15 protein-coding genes are annotated in these 19,714 nt (G+C 72.9%); 9 read left to right on the top strand and 6 right to left on the bottom strand.

Going from position 1 to position 19,714, the window contains the following annotated elements; all coding sequences use genetic code 11:
* The first annotated feature begins 499 nt into the window (after positions 1-499).
* The 3 genes from KDL01_RS26660 (at position 500) to KDL01_RS26650 (ending at position 3,114) form a co-directional block, all read left to right on the top strand.
* Complete coding sequence (locus KDL01_RS26660) at positions 500-916, top strand: hypothetical protein (RefSeq protein ID WP_212531358.1); 417 nt, start codon at positions 500-502, stop codon at positions 914-916.
* Positions 917-929: 13 nt separating this feature from the next.
* Positions 930-2,327: a hypothetical protein gene (locus KDL01_RS26655; RefSeq protein WP_212531357.1), complete on the top strand. Its 1,398-nt coding sequence runs from the start codon at positions 930-932 to the stop codon at positions 2,325-2,327.
* Between the two features lie 85 nt (positions 2,328-2,412).
* Positions 2,413-3,114 carry an MOSC domain-containing protein gene (locus KDL01_RS26650; RefSeq protein WP_212531356.1) on the top strand — a complete coding sequence of 234 codons (702 nt, stop codon included), beginning with the start codon at positions 2,413-2,415 and terminating at the stop codon, positions 3,112-3,114.
* A gap of 141 nt (positions 3,115-3,255) precedes the next feature.
* On the opposite strand, the gene KDL01_RS26645 is transcribed toward KDL01_RS26650, so the two are convergent.
* On the bottom strand, positions 3,256-3,837 hold the full coding sequence (locus KDL01_RS26645) for a hypothetical protein (protein ID WP_212531355.1): 582 nt from the start codon (positions 3,835-3,837) through the stop codon (positions 3,256-3,258).
* A gap of 163 nt (positions 3,838-4,000) precedes the next feature.
* On the bottom strand, positions 4,001-5,407 hold the full coding sequence (locus KDL01_RS46045) for an aminotransferase class I/II-fold pyridoxal phosphate-dependent enzyme (RefSeq protein ID WP_368861655.1): 1,407 nt from the start codon (positions 5,405-5,407) through the stop codon (positions 4,001-4,003).
* Positions 5,408-5,435: 28 nt separating this feature from the next.
* Here KDL01_RS46045 and KDL01_RS26635 point away from each other — a divergent pair, with 28 nt between their 5' ends.
* On the top strand, positions 5,436-6,080 hold the full coding sequence (locus KDL01_RS26635; protein WP_212531353.1) for a pyridoxamine 5'-phosphate oxidase family protein: 645 nt from the start codon (positions 5,436-5,438) through the stop codon (positions 6,078-6,080).
* 165 nt (positions 6,081-6,245) lie between these two features.
* On the opposite strand, the gene KDL01_RS46040 is transcribed toward KDL01_RS26635, so the two are convergent.
* The gene (locus tag KDL01_RS46040) at positions 6,246-6,611 is read right to left on the bottom strand and encodes a cell division protein SepF (RefSeq protein ID WP_212531360.1); all 366 of its coding nucleotides are present in this window, start codon (positions 6,609-6,611) and stop codon (positions 6,246-6,248) included.
* 477 nt (positions 6,612-7,088) lie between these two features.
* Between KDL01_RS46040 and KDL01_RS26625 the strand changes: the two genes are divergently transcribed.
* The 3 genes from KDL01_RS26625 (at position 7,089) to KDL01_RS26610 (ending at position 13,562) form a co-directional block, all read left to right on the top strand.
* A complete protein-coding gene (locus KDL01_RS26625) occupies positions 7,089-7,322 on the top strand; it encodes a chaplin (RefSeq protein WP_212531352.1) in 234 nt (77 codons plus the stop codon).
* 287 nt (positions 7,323-7,609) lie between these two features.
* Positions 7,610-8,491: a chaplin gene (locus tag KDL01_RS43805; protein ID WP_246577028.1), complete on the top strand. Its 882-nt coding sequence runs from the start codon at positions 7,610-7,612 to the stop codon at positions 8,489-8,491.
* Between the two features lie 181 nt (positions 8,492-8,672).
* A complete protein-coding gene (locus KDL01_RS26610) occupies positions 8,673-13,562 on the top strand; it encodes an ATP-dependent helicase (RefSeq protein WP_212531351.1) in 4,890 nt (1,629 codons plus the stop codon).
* A gap of 13 nt (positions 13,563-13,575) precedes the next feature.
* On the opposite strand, the gene KDL01_RS26605 is transcribed toward KDL01_RS26610, so the two are convergent.
* Positions 13,576-14,364 carry a sulfite exporter TauE/SafE family protein gene (locus KDL01_RS26605; protein ID WP_212531350.1) on the bottom strand — a complete coding sequence of 263 codons (789 nt, stop codon included), beginning with the start codon at positions 14,362-14,364 and terminating at the stop codon, positions 13,576-13,578.
* Between the two features lie 314 nt (positions 14,365-14,678).
* Positions 14,679-15,119 (bottom strand): hypothetical protein, encoded by a 441-nt coding sequence (locus KDL01_RS26600; RefSeq protein ID WP_212531349.1) that lies wholly within the window; start codon positions 15,117-15,119, stop codon positions 14,679-14,681.
* Between the two features lie 976 nt (positions 15,120-16,095).
* Between KDL01_RS26600 and KDL01_RS26595 the strand changes: the two genes are divergently transcribed.
* The gene (locus tag KDL01_RS26595) at positions 16,096-16,971 is read left to right on the top strand and encodes a glycosyltransferase family 2 protein (protein WP_212531348.1); all 876 of its coding nucleotides are present in this window, start codon (positions 16,096-16,098) and stop codon (positions 16,969-16,971) included.
* A gap of 96 nt (positions 16,972-17,067) precedes the next feature.
* Positions 17,068-18,540 (top strand): phytoene desaturase family protein, encoded by a 1,473-nt coding sequence (locus tag KDL01_RS26590; RefSeq protein ID WP_212531347.1) that lies wholly within the window; start codon positions 17,068-17,070, stop codon positions 18,538-18,540.
* Between the two features lie 60 nt (positions 18,541-18,600).
* On the opposite strand, the gene metF is transcribed toward KDL01_RS26590, so the two are convergent.
* On the bottom strand, positions 18,601-19,518 hold the full coding sequence (gene metF / locus KDL01_RS26585; RefSeq protein ID WP_212531346.1) for a methylenetetrahydrofolate reductase [NAD(P)H]: 918 nt from the start codon (positions 19,516-19,518) through the stop codon (positions 18,601-18,603).
* Positions 19,519-19,714 lie beyond the last annotated feature (196 nt).

Below are 19,714 nucleotides of genomic sequence, written 5' to 3'. Positions count from 1 at the left end.
GGGAGGGGTACGAGGGCGCCGGGTACGGCGGCGCGGGCGGCGGCGGCCAGGAGCCGTCCGGCTGCGGCCCCGCGGCCCCCCACTGGTCTGACATAGCGCTGCACCCCGGCTCTCGATGCGGACTCGGCACCCGGTGCGCATCCGGTGGGGCCTTGGCGCTCGATCCTACGGAGTGCCCGCGTCCCACCGCCAGGGCCTTGCCGCATTCGGCACGGATTCGTGACAGGTGTTCGATACCTGACGATCCCTCGCGTCTCGGGCGCCGCGGGGCCGAACGCGGCCGGGTGAATACGAGCGCTCACATACTCGGGCGAGGGTGAAAGCGCTGGCCGCGGCGATGCTATCGGTTTCCTAACAAACCCGGACCAGGCGCCCGCGACGGTGGCCGCGCGGCGCCCTTTGTCGGTACGCTGCGATGGGACCATACTGGTGTGCGCGGCCACACGGATCCGTGGCGAGGCCGCGTGACGGACGGACGTGACTGGGGGTGCCGAGCGGCATGGGCACGAGTTTCAGGGTCGAACTCGAGGAGTTGGAGCAGGCGCGCGCCACGCTCCAGGGGCTGCTCCAGGACGTGTTCAACGACGCGTCGAGCGCGCTGCATCCGGTGACGTTCCAGAACAAGACGGCCTCGAGCCTCGGGCAGGGCCACTACAACTCCTTCGTCTACAAAGAGGCCAACTACGACGGCGGCATGCAGTCGTCGAACTTCGGCCCGATGGACCAGGGCGTTCCGGCGATCACCACGCTCAACGACGCCCACGGCGCGGCGCACGCCGCGGTGGTCTCGCTGCTCGACAGCATCAACCAGCAGATCACCGACCTGAACGACCGGGCGACCAAGACACACCAGATCTACGCCCAGACCGAGGACGAGCTGCACGTCAGCGTCCTGTCGGTGCAGAAGTCGATTTAAGCGGGGGACGGGGATGGGCGGCTTCAACCAGCAGTCGGTGAACTCGAACGGCGGCGTGGCCTGGGCCAAGGAGGTCGCGGCCACCATGGACACGAGCGCGCTCGACGACCAGATCCAGGGCTACCAGCAGGCCGCCGCGCAGCTGCAGCAGGTCCAGGCGACCCTGCAGAACGTGAAGAACAACCTGGCCTCCTCGTGGGCCGGGGACGCGGCGGACCAGGCGCAGGGCTCGTTCCAGTCCTCGATCGACCAGGCGGTCCAGGCGCACGACACGATCCAGGCGGTCGTGCCTCCGCTGCAGAACGCGAAGGCCGCGCAGGTCGAGTTCGTCAACACGATGCAGAGCATCCAGGGCGAGAAGTCGGTGCCCTCGAACTCGCTGAGCGACGAGGCGAGCCACTACTTCTTCGGCACCCCGCTGCCCTCGCAGGTGGCCGAGACGCACAACGCCACCGTGCGCACCGAGACGGCGAACGCGCTCAACAAGCTCTCGTCCTCCTACGAGCAGTCCGCGAGCGAGATGAACCTGGCCACCTCGGGCGGGCCGACCGACCCGGGCACCGGCGGCGGCACCTACACTCCCCCGGTCGTGACCGGCGGCTCGGGCGACGGGTCCGCCAGCGGCTACAGCGAGAACGTGGGCGGCGGCGAGACCTTCAAGGCCGGCTACGTCGCGACGCCCGGCTCCGGCAGCACCACCACCAGCACGATCGGCAACCCGCCCCCGGGCACCGTGACCTCGTCGAGCACGCAGACCCCGGTCCCGGTCCCGGTGCCCACCGAGACCGACCCGTTCCCGGTCGAGAACGAGCCCGGGTCCGACACGCCGGTCGGCGGCGGCGCCGGGCTGATCACGGACGAGCCGATCGAGAGCGGCGGCGGCGAGAGCACGCTCGGGGGCCCGGTGGAGGAGGAAGGGGGCAGCGGCTTCAACTCCAAGGCCGGGGTGTTCGACGAGAACGGCTTCAGCGACGGCGAGCTGACCGGCGGCCGGGGCACCGGCACCCGCGTGGGCTCGATGTCCGGCGACGCGGAAAACGAGCGGTACGGCTCGCGCGGCGGCGTCTTCGGCGAGGGCGAGGGCGAGAGCTCCGAGTCGATGGGCGGCATGGGCGGTCGCGGCGGCATGGGCGGCGGCTCCGAGGACGAGGAGCTGTCCTCCTCGAAGTACTCGCGCGGCCGCTACTTCGACGGCGACCTGGAAGAGAGCGAGCGCTCGTCCCTGTCCCCGGTGCGCTCGGCCTTCGAGAACGCCACCGACTCCGACGGCAACAAGGTGGACATGATGGGCGGCCGCCGCGGCGCCGCCGGCGAGGAAGAGGAAGAGGAGCGCGGCAAGCGCCCCAAGTACCTGACCGAGGACGAGTTCTGGGGCAACGCCCAGCGCGTCGTCCCCCCGGTCATCCAGTAGCGGCGTACGCCGCCGGACCGGCGCGCGCGAGGACGGAGCGTATCTCTCGCGCGCGCTCGCGGCGGCCGGTGGCTAGCCTGGCTGTATGTCTGAGTCGGCCGGCACTTCCCGTACGTTCTCGGTCGGACGGATCCGCTCCGTCAACCTGGCCGATCACAAGGTGGCCAACCCGCACAAGCCGGACACCTCCGGCACGGGCATCCACAAGCTGCCGGTGGACCGGCCGGTGTGGGTGGACGTGCCGCGGCCCAAGAACTCCGGTCCCGGCCAGTCCGGCCTGGCCGGCGACGTGATCTGCGACATCGCCCACCACGGCGGCCCCGAGCAGGCCGTCTACGCCTACGCGCGCGAGGATCTGGACTGGTGGGAACGCGAGCTCGGGCGGGAGCTGCCCGACGGCATGTTCGGGGAGAACCTCACCACCGAGGGGCTGGACCTGACCGGCGCGGTGCTCGGCGAGCAGTGGCGGTTCGGGTCGGGGCTGGTGCTCGCGGTCACGCAGCCGCAGGTGCCCTGTGTGACCTTCGCGGTGAAGATGGGCGAGGAGCACTGGATCAAGCGGTTCACCCAGCGGGGCGTCACCGGCGCCTACCTCAAGGTCGTGACGCCGGGTGAGGCCATCCCGGGCGACCGGGTCGAGGTGCTCGAGCGGCCGGACCACGCGGTGACCATCGGCCTGTTCTTCCGCGCCACCACCATCCAGCGCGAGCGTCTGCCGGAGCTGCTCCCGGCCCGCGCGTACCTGCCCCCGAAGACCCTCGCGGCGGCGCTCGGCGCGAGGGCCTGACCCGCCACACGCGAGAGGACCGCCGCGGCGGTCTCCCGCGCGACGGTCCTCTCGAGTCGGTGCTCAGCGTGTTCCGCGTACTCAGCGTGTTCCGCGTACTCAGCGTGTTCCGCGTGTTCCGCGTGCTCTGGCGGCCGCGGGTCACAGGCCCGCATGGGTGTGCCGGTCGGCCGTGCCCAGGCTCGGGTGCGCGGCCACGGTGCGGCCCGTCCCGGCGCTGTCGGCGGCGCGGGCGGCGCCCTTGGCGAGCTGGGCCCGGATCAGGATGGTGCCGATCCGGGTCACCACCTCGGCCAGCACCATCAGGATCAGGGCGCTGACCCAGGCCTGGCCGCTGGTGATGTGGTGGTGAGCGCTGAAGCTGCCCAGCGACCGGTCGCCGCCGTGCTCGGTCCACAGCACGAAGCCGAGCCGGCCGCCCATGCTGAGCACCCACAGCGAGGCCGCGACGAATCCGGCCCGCACGAACGCGCGTCCCTGTGCGATCCGGACCCGGGTGGCCAGCCCGCCGGCCACGCCGAGCACCGCGCCGAGCGCCGCGAAGGCGAGGATCAGCAGCAGGTCGTTGCCCGCGGTGGGGATCGGGTCGAGGTACTTGCTCGCCACGAAGCCGGTGATCGCGAACGGAACGACGAGGAAGATCAGGTCGATCCGGCTCTCCCGGATCTGCCGCAGGACGACGAGGATGAGGGTCAGGTCGAGGATCCAGTCCGAAGTGGTCATGCCCTCGACTATGGCCTCGGCCTGGCGCGATGTGATCAACCCAGGGTTCGAATCCGGGGTGGAGAGCGGGTGGAGCCGCGCCGTGGCAGGCCTCCCGCGTGGATGGACGTGGCCTGTCAGCCGCGCGACTCCTTTGTGCCGCGCGGCCCGTCGTACCGGTCGCTCACACCGACTCCGGCCGCACCCCCGCGTGACGCCCCAGGGTGGAGGCGACGGCTTCGGCCAGGGCGGCCATCTCCTCGCGCTGCATCGAGGCCACCGTCACCCGGATCCCGGGCCCGCTGCGCACCCGGAACCAGGAGCCGGGCGCCACGGCCCAGCCGCGGGCGAGCAGGCCGGTGGCCGCGGCCGTCTCGTCCGGCACCGGGATCCACACGCTCAGGCCGCTCGCCCCGTGCGCCTCGACACCCCGCGCGCCCAGCTCGCCGATCAGGGCCTTGCGATTGGCCGCGTAGACGGCGCCCGCCTCGGCCAGCACCGCGTCGTTCGCCTGGTCGGCCAGGGCGTCGGCCCACAGGTGCTGCATCACCCCGGGGACCCGGCGCGAGCTGTGCCGCAGCTGTCCGGCCACCCGGTCGGTGGTGTCGGCGGCTCCTACCAGCGCGGCGATGCGCATGTCCGGGCCGTAGGCCTTCGAGGCCGAATACAGGTACGCCCACTGCCGGGTCGCGCCGGCGAGCAGCCGCGGCACTCCGGGGGTGAGGTCGGCGCCGTGGTCGTCGTCGATGGTGAGCACCTCGGGGTGGGCCGCGAGCACGGTGCGCAGCGCGGTGGCGCGGCGGGCCGAGACGATCGCGCCATAAGGGTTCTGCGCCCGGGTGGTGACGACCACCGCGCTCACTCCGGCGGCCAGCGCCGCACGCAGGTCGGTCGGGTCGGGGCCCTCGTCGTTCATCCGCATCGGTACGACCGTGAGCCCGCGCGCGGCGGCGAGGTCGAGCATGTTCCCCCAGGCCGGGTCCTCGACCGCGATCTTGTCCCCTGGCCGGGTGTGCGTGGCCAGCAGCCGCTCGATCCCGTCGAGCGAGCCGAACACCGAGAGCATCCGCGAGCCGGCCAGCAGGGCGGCGGACTCGGCCGCGGTCTCGATGTCGGCATGGGTATCAGTGCCCGCACCCGCCTCTGCCGTGAAGAAGCGGCTCACCCGCCGTCTGAGCTGCTCCTCGAGCACCGGCTCCACCGGGGCGTAGCGGTAGCCGGACACGTCGATGGCGGCCGGGGGCCGAAGCCGCGGCAGCAGCCTGGGCTCGGGCTCACCCGAGGTCAGATCCCGCACCCCCTCGGGCATCTCGTAGGAGCGCATCCGGGTGCTGGTCCCCGGGCGTTCGCGCACCCGGGTGCCGGCCCGGCCGCGCGTCTCGACCGTGCCGCGGTCGCGCAGGGTGCGGTACGCGGCGGCGACCGTGTTCGGGTTGACGTGCAGGTATCCGGCGAGGTCGCGCACCGGCGGGAGCGCCTCGCCGGGGGCGAGCAGGCCGGCGGTCACGGCCGTCTCGACTCCGGCGACGATCTCGCTTGCCCCGGCCCGTTCGAGCTTGTACCGTTCCCACCAGAGAGATTGTTCTGACACAATCCACATTATGTACTAGGACGTAATCATGACGCAAGCGACGCCGTCGTACGCCCCGACCGACTTGACCGTCCCGACCCGCTACCGCGACCGCGCGACCTACGACAAGGACGCCGTGCACGCCGTCCTCGACGAGGCCCTGCACTGCACGATCGCGTTCCAGCGCGACGGCCGGCCGATGACCCTGCCGACCCTGCACGCGCGCGTCGGCGAGACCCTGTATGTGCACGGATCCACCGGCGGCCGGTTCGCGCTGCTGGACGGCGAGCCGATCAGCATCAGCGTCACGCTCCTCGACGCCCTGGTGCTCGCCCGTTCCTGGTTCCACCACTCGCTCGGCTACCGCAGCGTGGTCGCCATGGGCGACGCCCGGGTGGTGCGCGACGCGCAGGAGCGCTACGACGCGATGGCCGCCCTGGTGGACAAGATCTACCCCGGCCGCACGACGCAATCGCGCCCGCCCGCGCCCAAGGAACTCGCCGCGACCGCGATCGTCGCGCTCGACCTCGAGGCGGTCTCGCTCAAGCGGCGCGGGGACCAGGTCGCCGACGACGAGGCGGACCTGGACGGACCGTACTGGGCCGGCTCGGTGCCGCTGCGCACCGTACGTGAGGCCGCGGTGCCGACCGGCGACCTCGACCCCGCCATCGCCCTGCCCGCCGCGCTGCACTGACGCGCCCGACAGGGCTCGTACAAAGACGATGCGTGCACAAGGGATAAACCCCGCACCGACCACGCACTAACACCACACAGACAAGCCGACGGCCGTCACCGGCACCCCGCGAACGGTGCCGAGACGGCCGTCGGCCGACTTTATGTCAATATTCTGAAGTCGAAATCAGCCCTGGTTGAAAAAGCCCGGGTCCTGCGACGGGCTGTCCGCGCCGTCCACGATCTCCAGGCCCGCCGGAGTCAGCAGGAAGACACGAGCCGCGACACGCTCTATTCCACCGCGCAGTGAGAAGATCAGACCTGAGGCGAAGTCGACGATCCGCTTGGCGTCGGACTCCTCCAGATCAGCGAGATTCATGATGACGGGAACGCCGGCCCGGAAGTATTCACCGATCACCTTGGCGTCGGTGAAACTGCGCGGCCGGACGGTGGCGATCCGCTGGCCGACCCCGGCAGCCTCCTCCCCGTACCACCGCTCGCCATCGTCGACCGGGACCAGATGCGGGGCTGTAGCCCTGCGGCTCGAAACCATCGAACGCCTCCTCTCTCCACTGCAGACCCGCTGCCGTGACGGGTAGCACAATTCACTCAATCGAGTGTCGCAGGCAACGCTACCGGTTTTCACCGACACGGGGCCCGCGACGCGCCGCGCACCTGCCCCGACCGGCGCTGGCGGATCCTGGCGGCCGTCCGTACGCAGCAGTGGCGTGCTCGCCTGGAGAGGTACCCGGAGGTTTGCCCGGCACACATGCAAACGGCCGGATGTCGATTGAGCAGGGAAGATTTTTTGAATACCGGTCATCTCACGTCCCATCAGCGACAGGCAGAATGATGATGCGTTCCCCTTAAAGGCGGACGATCAGATCAGATCCGTACCTCGGACGGCCCCGCGTCGTTTCTCCTTGCGTGGACCGAGAAGCGTCGGATGCGAACGCCGGACGCCCTCTGCAAGCGCCACATGCCCTGTAACGCATGCCGCGGCCGGTCGGCCGCGACAAGGAGGACTGCAATGAACGTCAAGAAGATCGCCGCGCTCACCGGCGTCACCGGTGCCCTCGTCGTCGCCGGCGCGAGTGCGGCCATGGCCGACTCGTCCGCCCACGGCTTCGCCGCCGACTCCCCCGGGATCCTTTCCGGCAACAACGTGCAGGCACCGATTCACATCCCGGTCAACGTCACCGGGAACAGCATCTCCGTGATCGGCCTGCTCGACTCGGCCTTCGACAACCAGAGCTGGAACTAGCCTCCGCTCTGCGGCGCACCCGCGCCGGCCCGGGCCCGGTCACCGCATCCCCTTGCACGGTGGCCGGGCCCCGGTCCTTGTGGGCCCGCGGTCCCGGTGAGCCCCGGGATCTCGGGCGTGCGGACGCACCGGCGCGCCGGAAGGTTGTACGACGAATCCGGACTTCACTCGCGAGCGGGATTCTTCCGATCGGAAGTAACTCCGATCGTCATACATCGTTCCCGTCCTAGGAAAGCCAATCAGGGCGGCAGCGCCCGACACCATTCCACGCAGAGGTAGACACCACCATGCACCACTCGACGAAACGGCGCGTCGTCCTCGGTATGACCACGGGCGGCCTGCTGATCACCGGCATCGGCATGGCCCAGGCCGACGCCGCGGCGACCGGGGCGGCGACGGACTCCCCCGGCGTGCTCTCCGGCAACCTGGTCCAGATCCCGGTCGACGCCCCGATCAACGTGTGCGGCAACGTCGTGGACGTCATCGGCGTGCTCGACTCCGCGGTGGACAACCACTGCGGCAACGGCGGCTCGGGCTCCGGCGGCGACTCCGCGAGCGCGAACGGCGGCGCGAAGGGCTCGCCCGGCATCGGTTCCGGCAACCTGGTCCAGATCCCGGTCGACGCCCCGATCAACGTGTGCGGCAACTCGATCAGCGGCGTGGGCGTGGGCGACACGGCCGCCGGCAACGACTGCTCCAACGGCGGCGGTCGGGGTACGAACGGTGCGGGCGCGAACGGCGGCTCGCACGGCTCCCCGGGCATCGGCTCGGGCAACACCGTGCAGGCGCCGGTCGAGACCCCCGTCAACCTGTGCGGCAACCAGGTGAGCGTGGTCGGCGTGGGCGACACCGCCGCCGGCAACGACTGCTCCAACGGCGGCGGCTCGGTGGCTCCGCCGACCCACACGCATCAGCCCCCTACCTCGACCTGCGGCTGCCCGCCCCCGGCGACCTCGACGCCGCCGACCACCACGAAGACGCCGACCGGCACCACCCCGGGCTCCGGCGGCAGGCACGCGGCGCCGCACCGGCCGGTCGGCACGCTGGCCGAGACCGGCACCGGCGCGCAGGACGTCGTGGCCCCGTTCGGCGCGAGCCTGCTCGGCGGTGGCGGCCTGCTGATGCGCAAGCGCGTCGGCTCGCTGCTGAACCTGACGAACCGTCGCTGAGGCGACCCCCGCCGCCCCCGGGCGGCCCCTGATCACGTGCATGCCCCGGACCGCGGTGGAAGCCGCACCGTCCGGGGCATGCACGCGTGGAAACGACACGTTTCGGCGACTTTCCGCGCTTTGCGCACCTCGATCACGGTGACCCGCGGCTTTTGTCGGAGGGGCGTTGCACCATGGACCCATGGACTACTTCGCCGAGCCGACCCGCCGCTGGCTGAGCGGCGCCTTCGCGCAGCCCACCGCGGCGCAGCTCGGCGCGTGGGAGGAGATCAAGGCCGGGCACAACGCCCTGGTCGTCGCGCCCACCGGCTCCGGCAAGACCCTGGCCGCGTTCCTCGCCGCGCTCGACCGGCTCGCCTTCGGCCCGGCGGCCGAGGACCCGAAGCTGCGCTGCCGGGTGCTCTACGTCTCCCCGCTCAAGGCGCTCGGCGTGGACGTGGAGCGCAACCTGCGCGCGCCGCTGGCCGGGCTGCGCCAGGAGGCCGTGCGCGCGGGCCTGCCCGAGCCAGAGGTGCGGGTGGCCGTGCGCACCGGGGACACCCCCGCCGACGAGCGCCGCCGCTTCAGCACCAAGCCGCCGGACATCCTCATCACCACGCCGGAGTCGCTGTTCCTGCTGCTCACCTCGCAGGCGCGCGAGGCCCTGGCCGGAATCGAGACGGTGATCGTGGACGAGGTCCACGCCATCGCCGGCACCAAGCGCGGCGCCCACCTCGCGCTCAGCCTCGAGCGGCTCGACCTGCTGCTGTCCCGACCCGCCCAGCGCATCGGCCTGTCCGCCACCGTCCGCCCGCCGGAGGAGATCGCCGCCTGGCTCGGCGGCCCGCGTCCGGCCGTGGTGGTCGCCCCGCCCTCGGCCAAGACCTTCGACCTGCGGGTGGTCGTCCCGGTCGAGGACATGGCCGAGCTCGCCTCGCTCGAGGACGAGACCGTCCCGGCCGACCAGCGCGGCCGCCGCCAGGCCTCGATCTGGCCGCACGTGGAGCAGCGCGTCGCCGACCTGATCGAGCAGCACACCTCCACCCTGGTCTTCGCCAACTCGCGCCGCCTGGCCGAGCGGCTGTGCAACCGGCTCAACGAGATCTACTTCGAGCAGCTGAGCGCCGCCGAGGCCGACCGGCCGTCCGCGGACGAATCAGGATCCTCCGGCGCGCCCGCGATCACCGCCGCAGACGGGTCCGACGGCGCCGCCGCGGCCTTCGCCCGCACCCCGATCCGCACCCCGGCCGAGCTGATGGGCCAGGCCGGACAGGCCGGCGGCGCGCCGCCGCTGCTGGCCCGGGCCCACCACGGCTCCGTCTCCAAGGAACAGCGGGCCGAGGTGGAGGAGGCGCTCAAGGCCGGCCGGCTGCCCGCCGTGGTGGCCACCTCCAGCCTCGAACTCGGTATCGACATGGGCGCGGTCGACCTCGTCGTGCAGGTCGAGTCGCCGCCCTCGGTCGCCTCCGGACTGCAGCGGGTGGGCCGGGCCGGGCACCAGGTCGGCGCGGTCAGCCGCGGCGTGATCTTCCCCAAGTTCCGCGGCGACCTGCTCCAGTCCGCCGTCGTGGCCGAGCGGATGCGGGCCGGGTTGATCGAGGCCGTACACGCCGTGCGCAACCCGCTCGACGTGCTCGCGCAGCAGCTCGTCGCCATGGTCGCGATCGAACCCTGGCAGACCACGGACCTGCTCGCCGCGGTACGCCGGGCGGCGCCGTTCACCACCCTGGCCGAGCCGGTGTTCGAGGCCGTACTCGACATGCTGGCCGGCCGGTATCCGAGCGACGAGTTCGCCGAACTGCGCCCGCGCCTGGTGTGGGACCGGGAGACCGGGCAGCTGCAGGCGCGGCCCGGGGCGCAGCGGCTGGCCGTGACCTCCGGCGGCACCATCCCGGACCGCGGCCTGTACGGCGTGTTCCTGGTGGGCGACCAGAAGCAGGCCAGGCGCGTCGGCGAGCTCGACGAGGAGATGGTCTACGAGTCGCGGGTGGGCGACGTGTTCACCCTGGGCACCAGCTCCTGGCGGATCGAGGAGATCACACACGACCGGGTGCTGGTCTCTCCGGCCCCCGGCCAGCCCGGACGGCTGCCGTTCTGGCACGGCGACGCGCTCGGCCGCCCGCTCGAGCTCGGCCGCGCGCTCGGCGCGTTCACCCGGGAGCTCGGCGCCCTCGAACCGGAGCAGGCGCGGGAGCGTCTGCGTGAAGCAGGCCTCGATGCCTGGGCCGCGGGCAACCTGCTGGCGTACCTGACGGAGCAGCGGGAGGCGACCGGCCAGGTCCCGGACGACCGGACCATCGTGGTCGAACGCTTCCACGACGAGCTCGGGGACTGGCGGATGGTCATCCACTCCCCCTTCGGCGCGCAGGTGCACGCGCCCTGGGCGCTGGCCATCGGGGCCAAGCTGCGGGCCCTGCACGGGATGGACGCGCAGGTCATGCACGCGGACGACGGCATCGTGCTGCGAATCCCGGACGCCGACTGGGACGAGGACTCGGCCACGGCCAGGCCCGAGGCCGCGCTGGCCCGCTTCGCCGCGGAGGAGATCGAACAGCTCGTCACGGACGAGGTGGGCGGCTCGGCCCTGTTCGCCGCGCGCTTCCGCGAGTGCGCGGGCCGGGCCCTGCTGCTGCCGCGCCGCCGGCCGAACGCCCGGGTGCCGCTGTGGCAGCAGCGGCAGCGGGCCGCGCACCTGCTCGCGGTGGCGAGTAAGTACGCGTCCTTCCCCATCGTGCTCGAGACGGTCCGGGAATGCCTGCAGGACGTGTTCGACCTGCCCGGCCTGGTCGAGCTGCTCGGCGACATCGAGGGCCGGCGGGTGCGGATCGTGGAGGTGGAGACGCCCGCGCCCTCGCCCTTCGCCAAGTCCCTGCTGTTCGGCTACATCGCCCAGTTCCTCTACGAGGGGGACTCGCCGCTGGCCGAGCGCCGGGCCGCCGCGCTCGCGGTCGATCCCTCGCTGCTGGCCGAGCTGCTCGGCCAGCCGGAGCTGCGCGACCTGTTCGACAACGAGATCATCGACCAGCTCGAGGCCGAGCTCCAGCACCTGGCCGAGGATCGCCGCGCCCGCGACGCCGAGGACGCGGCGGACCTGCTGCGGCTGCTCGGCCCGCTCTCCACCGAGGAGGCGGCCCGGCGCGGTATCGCGCAGTCCTGGCTCGCCGAGCTGGAGCGGTCCCGGCGGGTGATCAGGGTGCGGATCGCGGGCGAGGAGCGCTGGGCGGCGATCGAGGACGCGGGCCGGCTGCGCGACGCGCTCGGCGCGCCGCTGCCGGTGGGTGTGCCCGAGGCCTTCACCGAGCCGGTGGCCGACCCGCTGGGCGACCTGCTGGCCCGCTACGCCCGCACCCACGCCCCGTTCCCGATCGCGCAGGCGGCGGCGGTCTTCGGCCTCGGCGTCGCCGTGGTGCTCGCCACCCTGGAGCGGCTGGCCGCGCAGCAGCGGGTGGTGCGCGGCGGCTTCCGGCCGGACACCACCGGCGAGCAGTGGTGCGACGCCAGGGTGCTGCGAAGGCTGCGGCGGCGCACCGTGGCCGCGCTGCGCGAGCAGGCCGAACCGGTCGCGCCGAGCGCGCTGGCCCGGCTGCTGCCCGCGTGGCAGGGGGCGACGACGGGCGCCCGGCTGCGCGGGGTGGACGGCGTGTTGCGGGCGGTGGAGCAGCTGGCCGGGTATCCGGTCCCGGCCTCAGCCCTCGAACGCCTGATCCTGCCGGCCCGGGTGACGGACTATCAGCCGGCCATGCTGGACGAGCTGACCTCGGGCGGCGAGGTGGCCTGGACCGGTGCCGGAGCACTGGCCGTGGACGACGGCTGGGTAACACTCGCCCCGGCCGCGATCGCCCCGGCGGTACTGCCCGAACCGCTGCCGATCGACGGATTCGGCCCGTTGCACCGGGCGATCCTGGAGGAGCTGGCACACGAGAACGCGCTGTTCTTCCGCGGCCTGATGACCCGTCTGGGGCAGTCGGGCACCGAGGCGGATCCGGCGTCCGTGCTCGATGCGCTCTGGGACCTGCTGTGGGCCGGGCACCTCACCAACGACACCCTCGCCCCGATGCGCGCGCTGCTCGGCGCGGGCAAGACGGCGCACCGGGCCAAGCGGCCCACTCCCCGCGGCCGCTACGCCTCGCTGCGCCTGTCGGCCCCGTTGCCCTCCGCCGAGCAGGCCCTGACCACCGTCGGGGCCGCCCGCTCGGTCGGCCGCTGGTCGCGCACCCGCAGAATCGGCCCCCTCGGGGGCGAGGTCGGCGCGGGCCCGGCCGGCGCGGCCCTGACGCCCGCTCAGGTCGCGCAGGTCGCCCAGCTCCAGGCCGAGGTGCTGCTCGACCGATACGGCCTGGTCACCCGCGGATCAGTGGCCTCCGAACGCGGCGGCCGCGGCGCACTGGGCAACTTCTCCGCGGCCTACCGCGTCCTGTCCGCCTTCGAGGAGGTGGGCCGGGTACGCCGCGGCTATTTCGTGGACGGCCTCGGCGCCGCCCAGTTCGCCGCGGACGGAGTCGTCGACCGCCTGCGCACCGAGCCCAAGCGCGTCACCGGCTTCGACGAGGGCCGCGACCCGGACCCGTTCGAAGCCTCCGGCGCCCAGCCGCTGCCCGAGCCGTACCCGTGGACCAACGGCGCCGGCGCCTACCCGCCGTCCGGACCGGACGGCAGCCGTGGCCGGAAGGTCAAAGACGCCCCGGACACGCTCGTCCTGGCCGCGACCGACCCCGCCAATGCGTACGGCGCCGCGGTGGACTGGCCGCAGCGGGCCGAAACCGAACCCGGCCGGGCCGGCCACCGCCCCGGCCGGAAGGCGGGCTCCCTGGTGGTGCTGCACGAGGGCGACCTGGTCTGGTACGTCGAGCGCGGCGGACGAACGGTCCTGACGTTCCAGCAGAACCGCGAGCTGCTCGAGCTCGGAGCCGCCGCACTGGCGGAGTCGGTCAAGGCGGGCCGGGTCGGCGCCCTCACCATCGCCGCCGTCGACGGCGTCCCCGTGCTCTCCGAATCCGGCGTCGGCTCAGGCGGCCAGGCCGCCCCCGGCCCCGCCGCGCTCCTGAAGGCCGGCTTCACCCTGACGCCGCAGGGCCTGCGGCTGCGGGGGTGAGGCCGCCCCCCACTCAGCCCGCAGCCAGCTTGCTCGCCAGGCTCACGATCAGCAGCGACACGACGCCGAAGAACACCTTGCGCACGAACGTCGCGCCGCGCGAGGTGGCCAGCGCCGTGCCGATCAGCGCGCCAGAGACGTTGCACACCGCCATCGCCGCGGCGAGGCCCCAGGCCACGGACCCGCCGGGGGCGAACACCAGCAGCGCGCCCACATTGGTCGCGCAGTTGACCACCTTGGCCACGGCCGAAGCCCCGACGAACTCCAGCCCTATCGCGCTGACCAGAAAGAAGATCAGCAGCGAGCCGGTGCCCGGGCCGGCCAACCCGTCCCAGAACCCGATGATCACACCGCCGACCGCCATCACCCCGATCCGCGCCGCCCCGTGGAACCGGAGCCGCTCGACGACGCCCACGGCCTTGTTGCGCCACAGGTGGATCGCGATGCCGACCATCGCGACCAGAACCACCACGTCCAGCACCGTCGCGGGCATCAGGCGCGCACAACTGGCGCCGAGCAACGACCCGCACAGGGCCACCCCCGCCATCGGCGCGGCCGAACGCCAGTCGACCTTGGTGCGCCGGACGTAGCGCCCGGCCGCCGTGCTCGTCCCGACCAGCGAGGCCAGCTTGTTCGTCCCCAGCGCGAGGACCGGGGTGTGCGGCAGCAGGAAGAGCAGCACCGGCAGCTGGATCAGCCCACCCCCGCCGACCATCGCGTCCACCGTCCCCGCGGCCAACGCCGCCACACAGGCGAGCAGGATGGACGGAAAGGCCAAGTGGGCGAAGAGAGCGGCATGCACCGCCTGATGATCCCAGACGCCACCTCGCTCGGCCAAGACGATTGAGGACCCGCATACTCAGAGTGAGTGTAAGGATACGCACAGGCGCGAGCGCGCAGGGCGATGGCGCGGATACCCGGATGCCGGGACGCGCGTTTCTTTCCACGATCTCGAACACGCGAGGTCGAACCGTCGAACACCTCAGGTCGTCCATGCGGGAGGGGGGCGGCCCGAGCCCCGTGCTCCCGGGCCGCCCCGCTCACACTCCCCCGGCCAGGCGGCTTAGCGCCAGCTCACCGGGCCGCCGCGTACTCCTGACGGCCGCATCAGCACCGTCAGAATGGCCCGTTTGCCGCACGGCGCACCGTCCAGCGTCCCGGACCGGGGCGGTGGCGCGGGTCGGACGGGCCGATCCGGCCGTGCAGGTTCCCGAGGTCGGCGAGCACCTCGTCCCGATCCCGCGGGCCGGTCGTGGCCGCGCCGCTCACCGCGGCCAGGCCGCCGATGCGCCCGCCCGGGCCGGGATCCGGGTCCGCGGCGGCGTAACGACAGCGCAGGCGGTAGAGGGCGGGTTCGCCGAAGCGGCCCACCGAGGCGCTGACCAGCCAGTGCACCTCGCCGGGCTCGGCCCAGCGGCCGAGCAGGTCGTGCACGATGAACAGCAGGCCCTGGTGCAGGAAGTAGACCGGACCGTCGGCGCCCTGCAGCACCTCGCACTGGCCCTCGTCACCCGCCGTTCCCGTCGCGGGCAGCTCCTGTGTCATCTCGACCGCCATCTCGTGCGCCCTTCTGCTGGTCGGCGCCGCCGGCCGGACGCGGGCTTCCCCGACGGTGTCGGCTTGCCGGTCCGAGCCCGTGGACCTGCAAAGACCGACGCCGTCCCCGCGTCCGCCGGCGGCGGGCTGTTCGAATCTTTGTTCGAACGGAGACCACTGTATCGGTCGACGGGTGCCCCCGCTACGCCTTTGCCGAATCGCCACCCGATCGGGTGGGTGTCGCCGACGCACAGGCGTCCCACCAGCGCCTGCACACAGTTATCGATTCGTGACCGCAGGCCACGACAACCTTCGGGTGGGGCAACGGGTCCAACCGGGTGGATCGCGTCGCCACGGCGTGAAGCGGACGGCCCGGGACATTCGCGAAGGATGTCGTCTCGAGAGCCGGCCGGTGGGGAGCGAGAGGAAACACGCCGTGGCCGCCCGCCGCTGGGGAGAGCGGCAGGGGGCGTGGTGGGTCGGCTCGACCTGACCCACCAGCGGACGGTCCGGCTGCGCCTTGCCCGCCAGTCCGGACCGCGTCCGCCGGGGTGGGTAGGAGCGGTGGCCGCGCGCCGTGGGGGCACGCGGCCACCGCCAACCCCCAAGCGGATCAGTGCTCGAAGTGACCGACGACCGCCGGTGCCGAGGGGCGGCCGAGGACGGACTGAAGGCGCTGCGGTCGCGACGACGTGCCGAGACGGGGTCGTCGTGCGCACGCGCGGGCTCAGCGCAGAGCTCTGCATCAGGGGCGGATCCGCCGGTTCACGCCGAGACCCGCCGTCAGACGGGGCCGTCCAGAGACCCCGTCAGATCCCGTCAGCCGACAGCGGGATGCACAGACGTCGAACCCGCGCAACCGCTCTCGCCGTGGCGGCCGGCATTGAGCCATCCGGTCCCCATCCCATGGCATAACCGGATAACCTCATTGATACTCAATAACGTGCCAGGACCCGTCCCCACTCTCAGCGAAGCCCGCGATCGCGGGGCGATTCGCGTGCCGCGGTTGCCGGCGCGGCCGCTGCTGGTGGCGCCGCCCGTCCTGCACCTGCATGCGGCGGGGACGCGCCGGCCGCCGCTGATCCGGGAGCCGGTCTCGGTGCTGCTGCCGTTGCGGCACGAGCCCTCGGTGGCGTTGGCCGCGGTGCGGGCGGCGGTGGCCCAGCGGAACGTGACGCGGCTCGACGTCGTGGTGCTGGACGTCGGGTGCACCGAGGAGACCTACCGCGTGCTCTCCCGCGAGTTCCGCGACGATCCGCGGGTGCGGCTGCTCGACACCTCCTGCCTGCCGACCGGCTGGTCGCGCTTCTCGCACCGGTCCCAGCAGCTCGCCGTCGGGGCACGGGGCCGCATCCTGCTGTTCGCCGATCCCGGCGCGCCGCTCGGCCCCTACGCGGCCGCGGCCGGGGCCGACCTGTTGCGCCGCGAGGAGCTCGACCTGCTCGTGCTCGACGCCGGCGGCCGGCGACGCACCGGGCGCTACGCCTTCGCGGCGGATTCCGAGGCGTACTGGCGGATCGGCGGGCACCGGGCGGCCGCGCGCGATCCGCACCCGCTGGCGCTGCTGTGCGCGATGCGCAAGGCCAACGTGCCGACCGGGCTGGCCGACGCCCGCCGGGTCATCCCGGCGCACCTGCGGGCCCGCGCCGACGAGCTTCCGCCGGAGCCGCGCGAGCCCTACTCGCGGCTGCGCGACTACGGGGACGCGACGCTCGGCTCGCTGGGGACGACGGCGCGCAAGCTGCTGGCGGCGATGCGTGCTCCGGGCGTGGAGGCGGGCGGGCACGAGGCCTCGGGGTCGGGCGAGGAGAACGGTCAGCTCGGGCAGCCGATGTGGGCGTGGGGCGCGAGCAGGCGGCAGCAGCAGAGGTAGCGGAGCAAAAGCGGGCCGCTCCCGCTGGTAGCGGCGGCGGCCCACCGGCGGGAGCGGCTGCGGGGCGGTCCGTGGCGGGCACTATCCTTGCCGACCGTGAGGATCATCGTCGTCGGCGCGGGTGTGGCCGGGTTGGCCGCCGCGGCTCGGATGGGCGGCGCGGCGAACGACGTCGTGGTGCTCGAGCGCGGGTCGGCTGCGGGCGGGGCGGCGTTGAGCTGGGGCGGGCCGTGCACGCTGACGCTGCCTGCGGTGTTGCGCGACCTCTTCGTCAAGACGGGGGGCCGCAAGGCCTCCGGTGGCGGGGCTCTCGAGGACAACGTCTCGCTGGTGCCGGTGGACCCGGTCCGTCGCTTCGTCTTCGCCGACGGGACCTCGCTCGCACTGCCGAACACCGCGCGCGGGGCGACGAAGGATGCGTTCGACGCCGCGTTCGGAGACGGCGCCGGGGCGGCGTGGCTCGGGCTGCTCGACCACGGCAACCGGGCTTGGAGCGCGATCCGACCGACGCTGGTCGAGGTGCCGGACGCGTCGCGGGCCGAGCTCTGGCGCCTTTACCGGTCCGGCTCCGGGCGGCGCGCGATCGCTGCGCGGCGGACGCTGCGGCAGGTCGGCGCGGCCTGCGGGATACGGGATCCGCGGATGCTGGCCGTGCTGGACGAGTACGCGCTCGGAGCGGGGTCCGATCCTCGGTTCGCGCCCGCCGTGCTCGCGACGCGGCCTTATATCGAGCATGCTTTCGGCGCGTGGCGCGTGGTCGGGGGTGTGCCCGAGTTGGCGCGGGCCATGTACGAACGCTGTGTGGCGCGCGGGGTGGCATTCCGGTTCGGGGCCGAGGCCGCGTCGATCTCCTCCGGTTCGGTGACGCTGGCTTCCGGCGAGCAGTTGACGGCCGACGTCGTGGTGGCCGCGGTGGACGCGCAGGTGCTGCGGCGGCTGACCGGCGAGCAGCCCGCATCGGCTTCGAAGACCGCGGCCACGGCCGGGTACTCCCCTTCGCTGCTCTCGCTGCGGCTCGAGGCCTCGGCAGACCTCGAGCTTCCGCACGAGTCAGTGTTCTTCGGCGATCCGGGCCGGGCCGCGACCGACGCCCGCCTCGACGCGCTCTTCCCCGCATCCGCGTCCGCGTCGGCCTCGGCCTCGGCGTCAGGCACGCACCGCGTCCCGGCCGACCCCACGCTGCGGGTACACGCCGCGCCCGAGCAGCCGCGCGAACTCGTCGTGCAGGTGGACGTCCCGTGCGCTCTGCCCGACGAGGCGGCCCACGGCTACGTCCCGACGCTGGTGGAACTGGTCGGCCAACGGCTCGGACTCTCGCCCGAGGTCACGCTGACGCTGCGCGAGACGATCACCCCCGCCGACCGGGAGCGGGCGACCGGGGTGCCGGGCGGCTCGGTCAACGGGCCCGCGATCACGTCGGTGGGCAGCGCGATCCTGCGTTCGCCCACGGTCCAGCCGATCAAGGGTCTGCTTCACGTCGGGGCGAGCTCGCGGCCCGGTCCCGGGCTGGCGTTCGCGGCGCTCTCGGCGTGGAACGCGGCCGAGGTGCTGCGCCCGACCCGGGTCTGACGCCGCGTCGGCACGGGCTTCGCCGGAATCAAGCCGGGTGGGGAAACCGGGCCCGGTGCGTCAGACCGGGGCGCCGAGCGAGAGGTTGTGGTAGACCTCGAGCGTCGCGGTGGAGGCGTTGAGGGTGATGAAGTGCAGTCCGGGCACGCCCTCGGCGAGCAGCCGCTCGGCCATCCGGGTGCAGTGCTCGATGCCGATCGCGCGCACGGCTTGGCGGTCGTCGGCCACGGCTTGGATCCGCTCGCCGAGATCGGCCGGGAACTTGCCGCCGCTGAGGGTGACCATCCGCTCGATCTGGGTGGCCCGCACGATCGGCATGATCCCGGCGATCACCGGGGTCTCGCAGCCGGCCTTGGCGAGCCGGTCGCGCAGCCGCAGGTAGTCCTCCACGTCGAAGAACATCTGGGTGATGGCGAAGTCGGCGCCGGCCCGGCACTTGTCCACGAAGTGGCGTACGTCGCTGTCCCAGTCGCCCGAGCGCGGGTGGCGCTCCGGGAAGGCGGCCACGCCCACGCAGAAGTCGCCCGCCTCCTTGACCAGCCGCACCAGTTCGGCGGCGTAGGTCACCCCGTCCGGGCGCGGGATCCACTCGGCGGTCGGGTCGCCCGGCGGGTCCCCGCGCAGGGCGAGCACGTTGCGCACCCCGGCGTCGGCGTAACGGCCGATGATCCGGCGCAGGTCGGCGATGGAGTGGTTGACCGCGGTCAGGTGGCCCAGCGGGGTGAGGGTGGTCTCGGTGGCCACGCGCTCGGCCTCGTTCGCGGTGTTCACCTGGCTCGAGCCGCCCGCGCCGTAGGTGATCGAGACGAAGTCGGGGCCGACCCCCTCGATCCGGCGCAGCGCCGCCCACAGCGCGCGCTCCTGCTGCGCGTCCTTGGCCGGGAAGAACTCGAACGACATGGTCGGCCGACCTGCCGCGAGCAGTTCGCGAATGGTGGTCGCGCGGTCGGGGCGAACGCTGGGAAGGCCGAGTGCCATGAGAAAAGCCTAGTCGCGGTGTTATGGGTGTCGAGTGGCGTTCCAGGGAATGAGACGAGATTGTCCACGTGGCGTACGGCAAGGTAGGGGCGGGCGCAGCCGGGTGACGCCGTTCGGTCCCGGTCGGCCCGTCGTGCGACGGATGGCTTAGGGTCGGAAGCGTGACCGAGACCGCGCCGCCCTCCTCTTCCACCCC

It is taken from the genome of Actinospica durhamensis (assembly GCF_018139695.1).
Lineage (GTDB): Bacteria > Actinomycetota > Actinomycetes > Streptomycetales > Catenulisporaceae > Actinospica > Actinospica durhamensis.
Note: the sequence above shows the minus strand (reverse complement) of the source record. Positions and strands in the feature narration are given on the sequence as shown.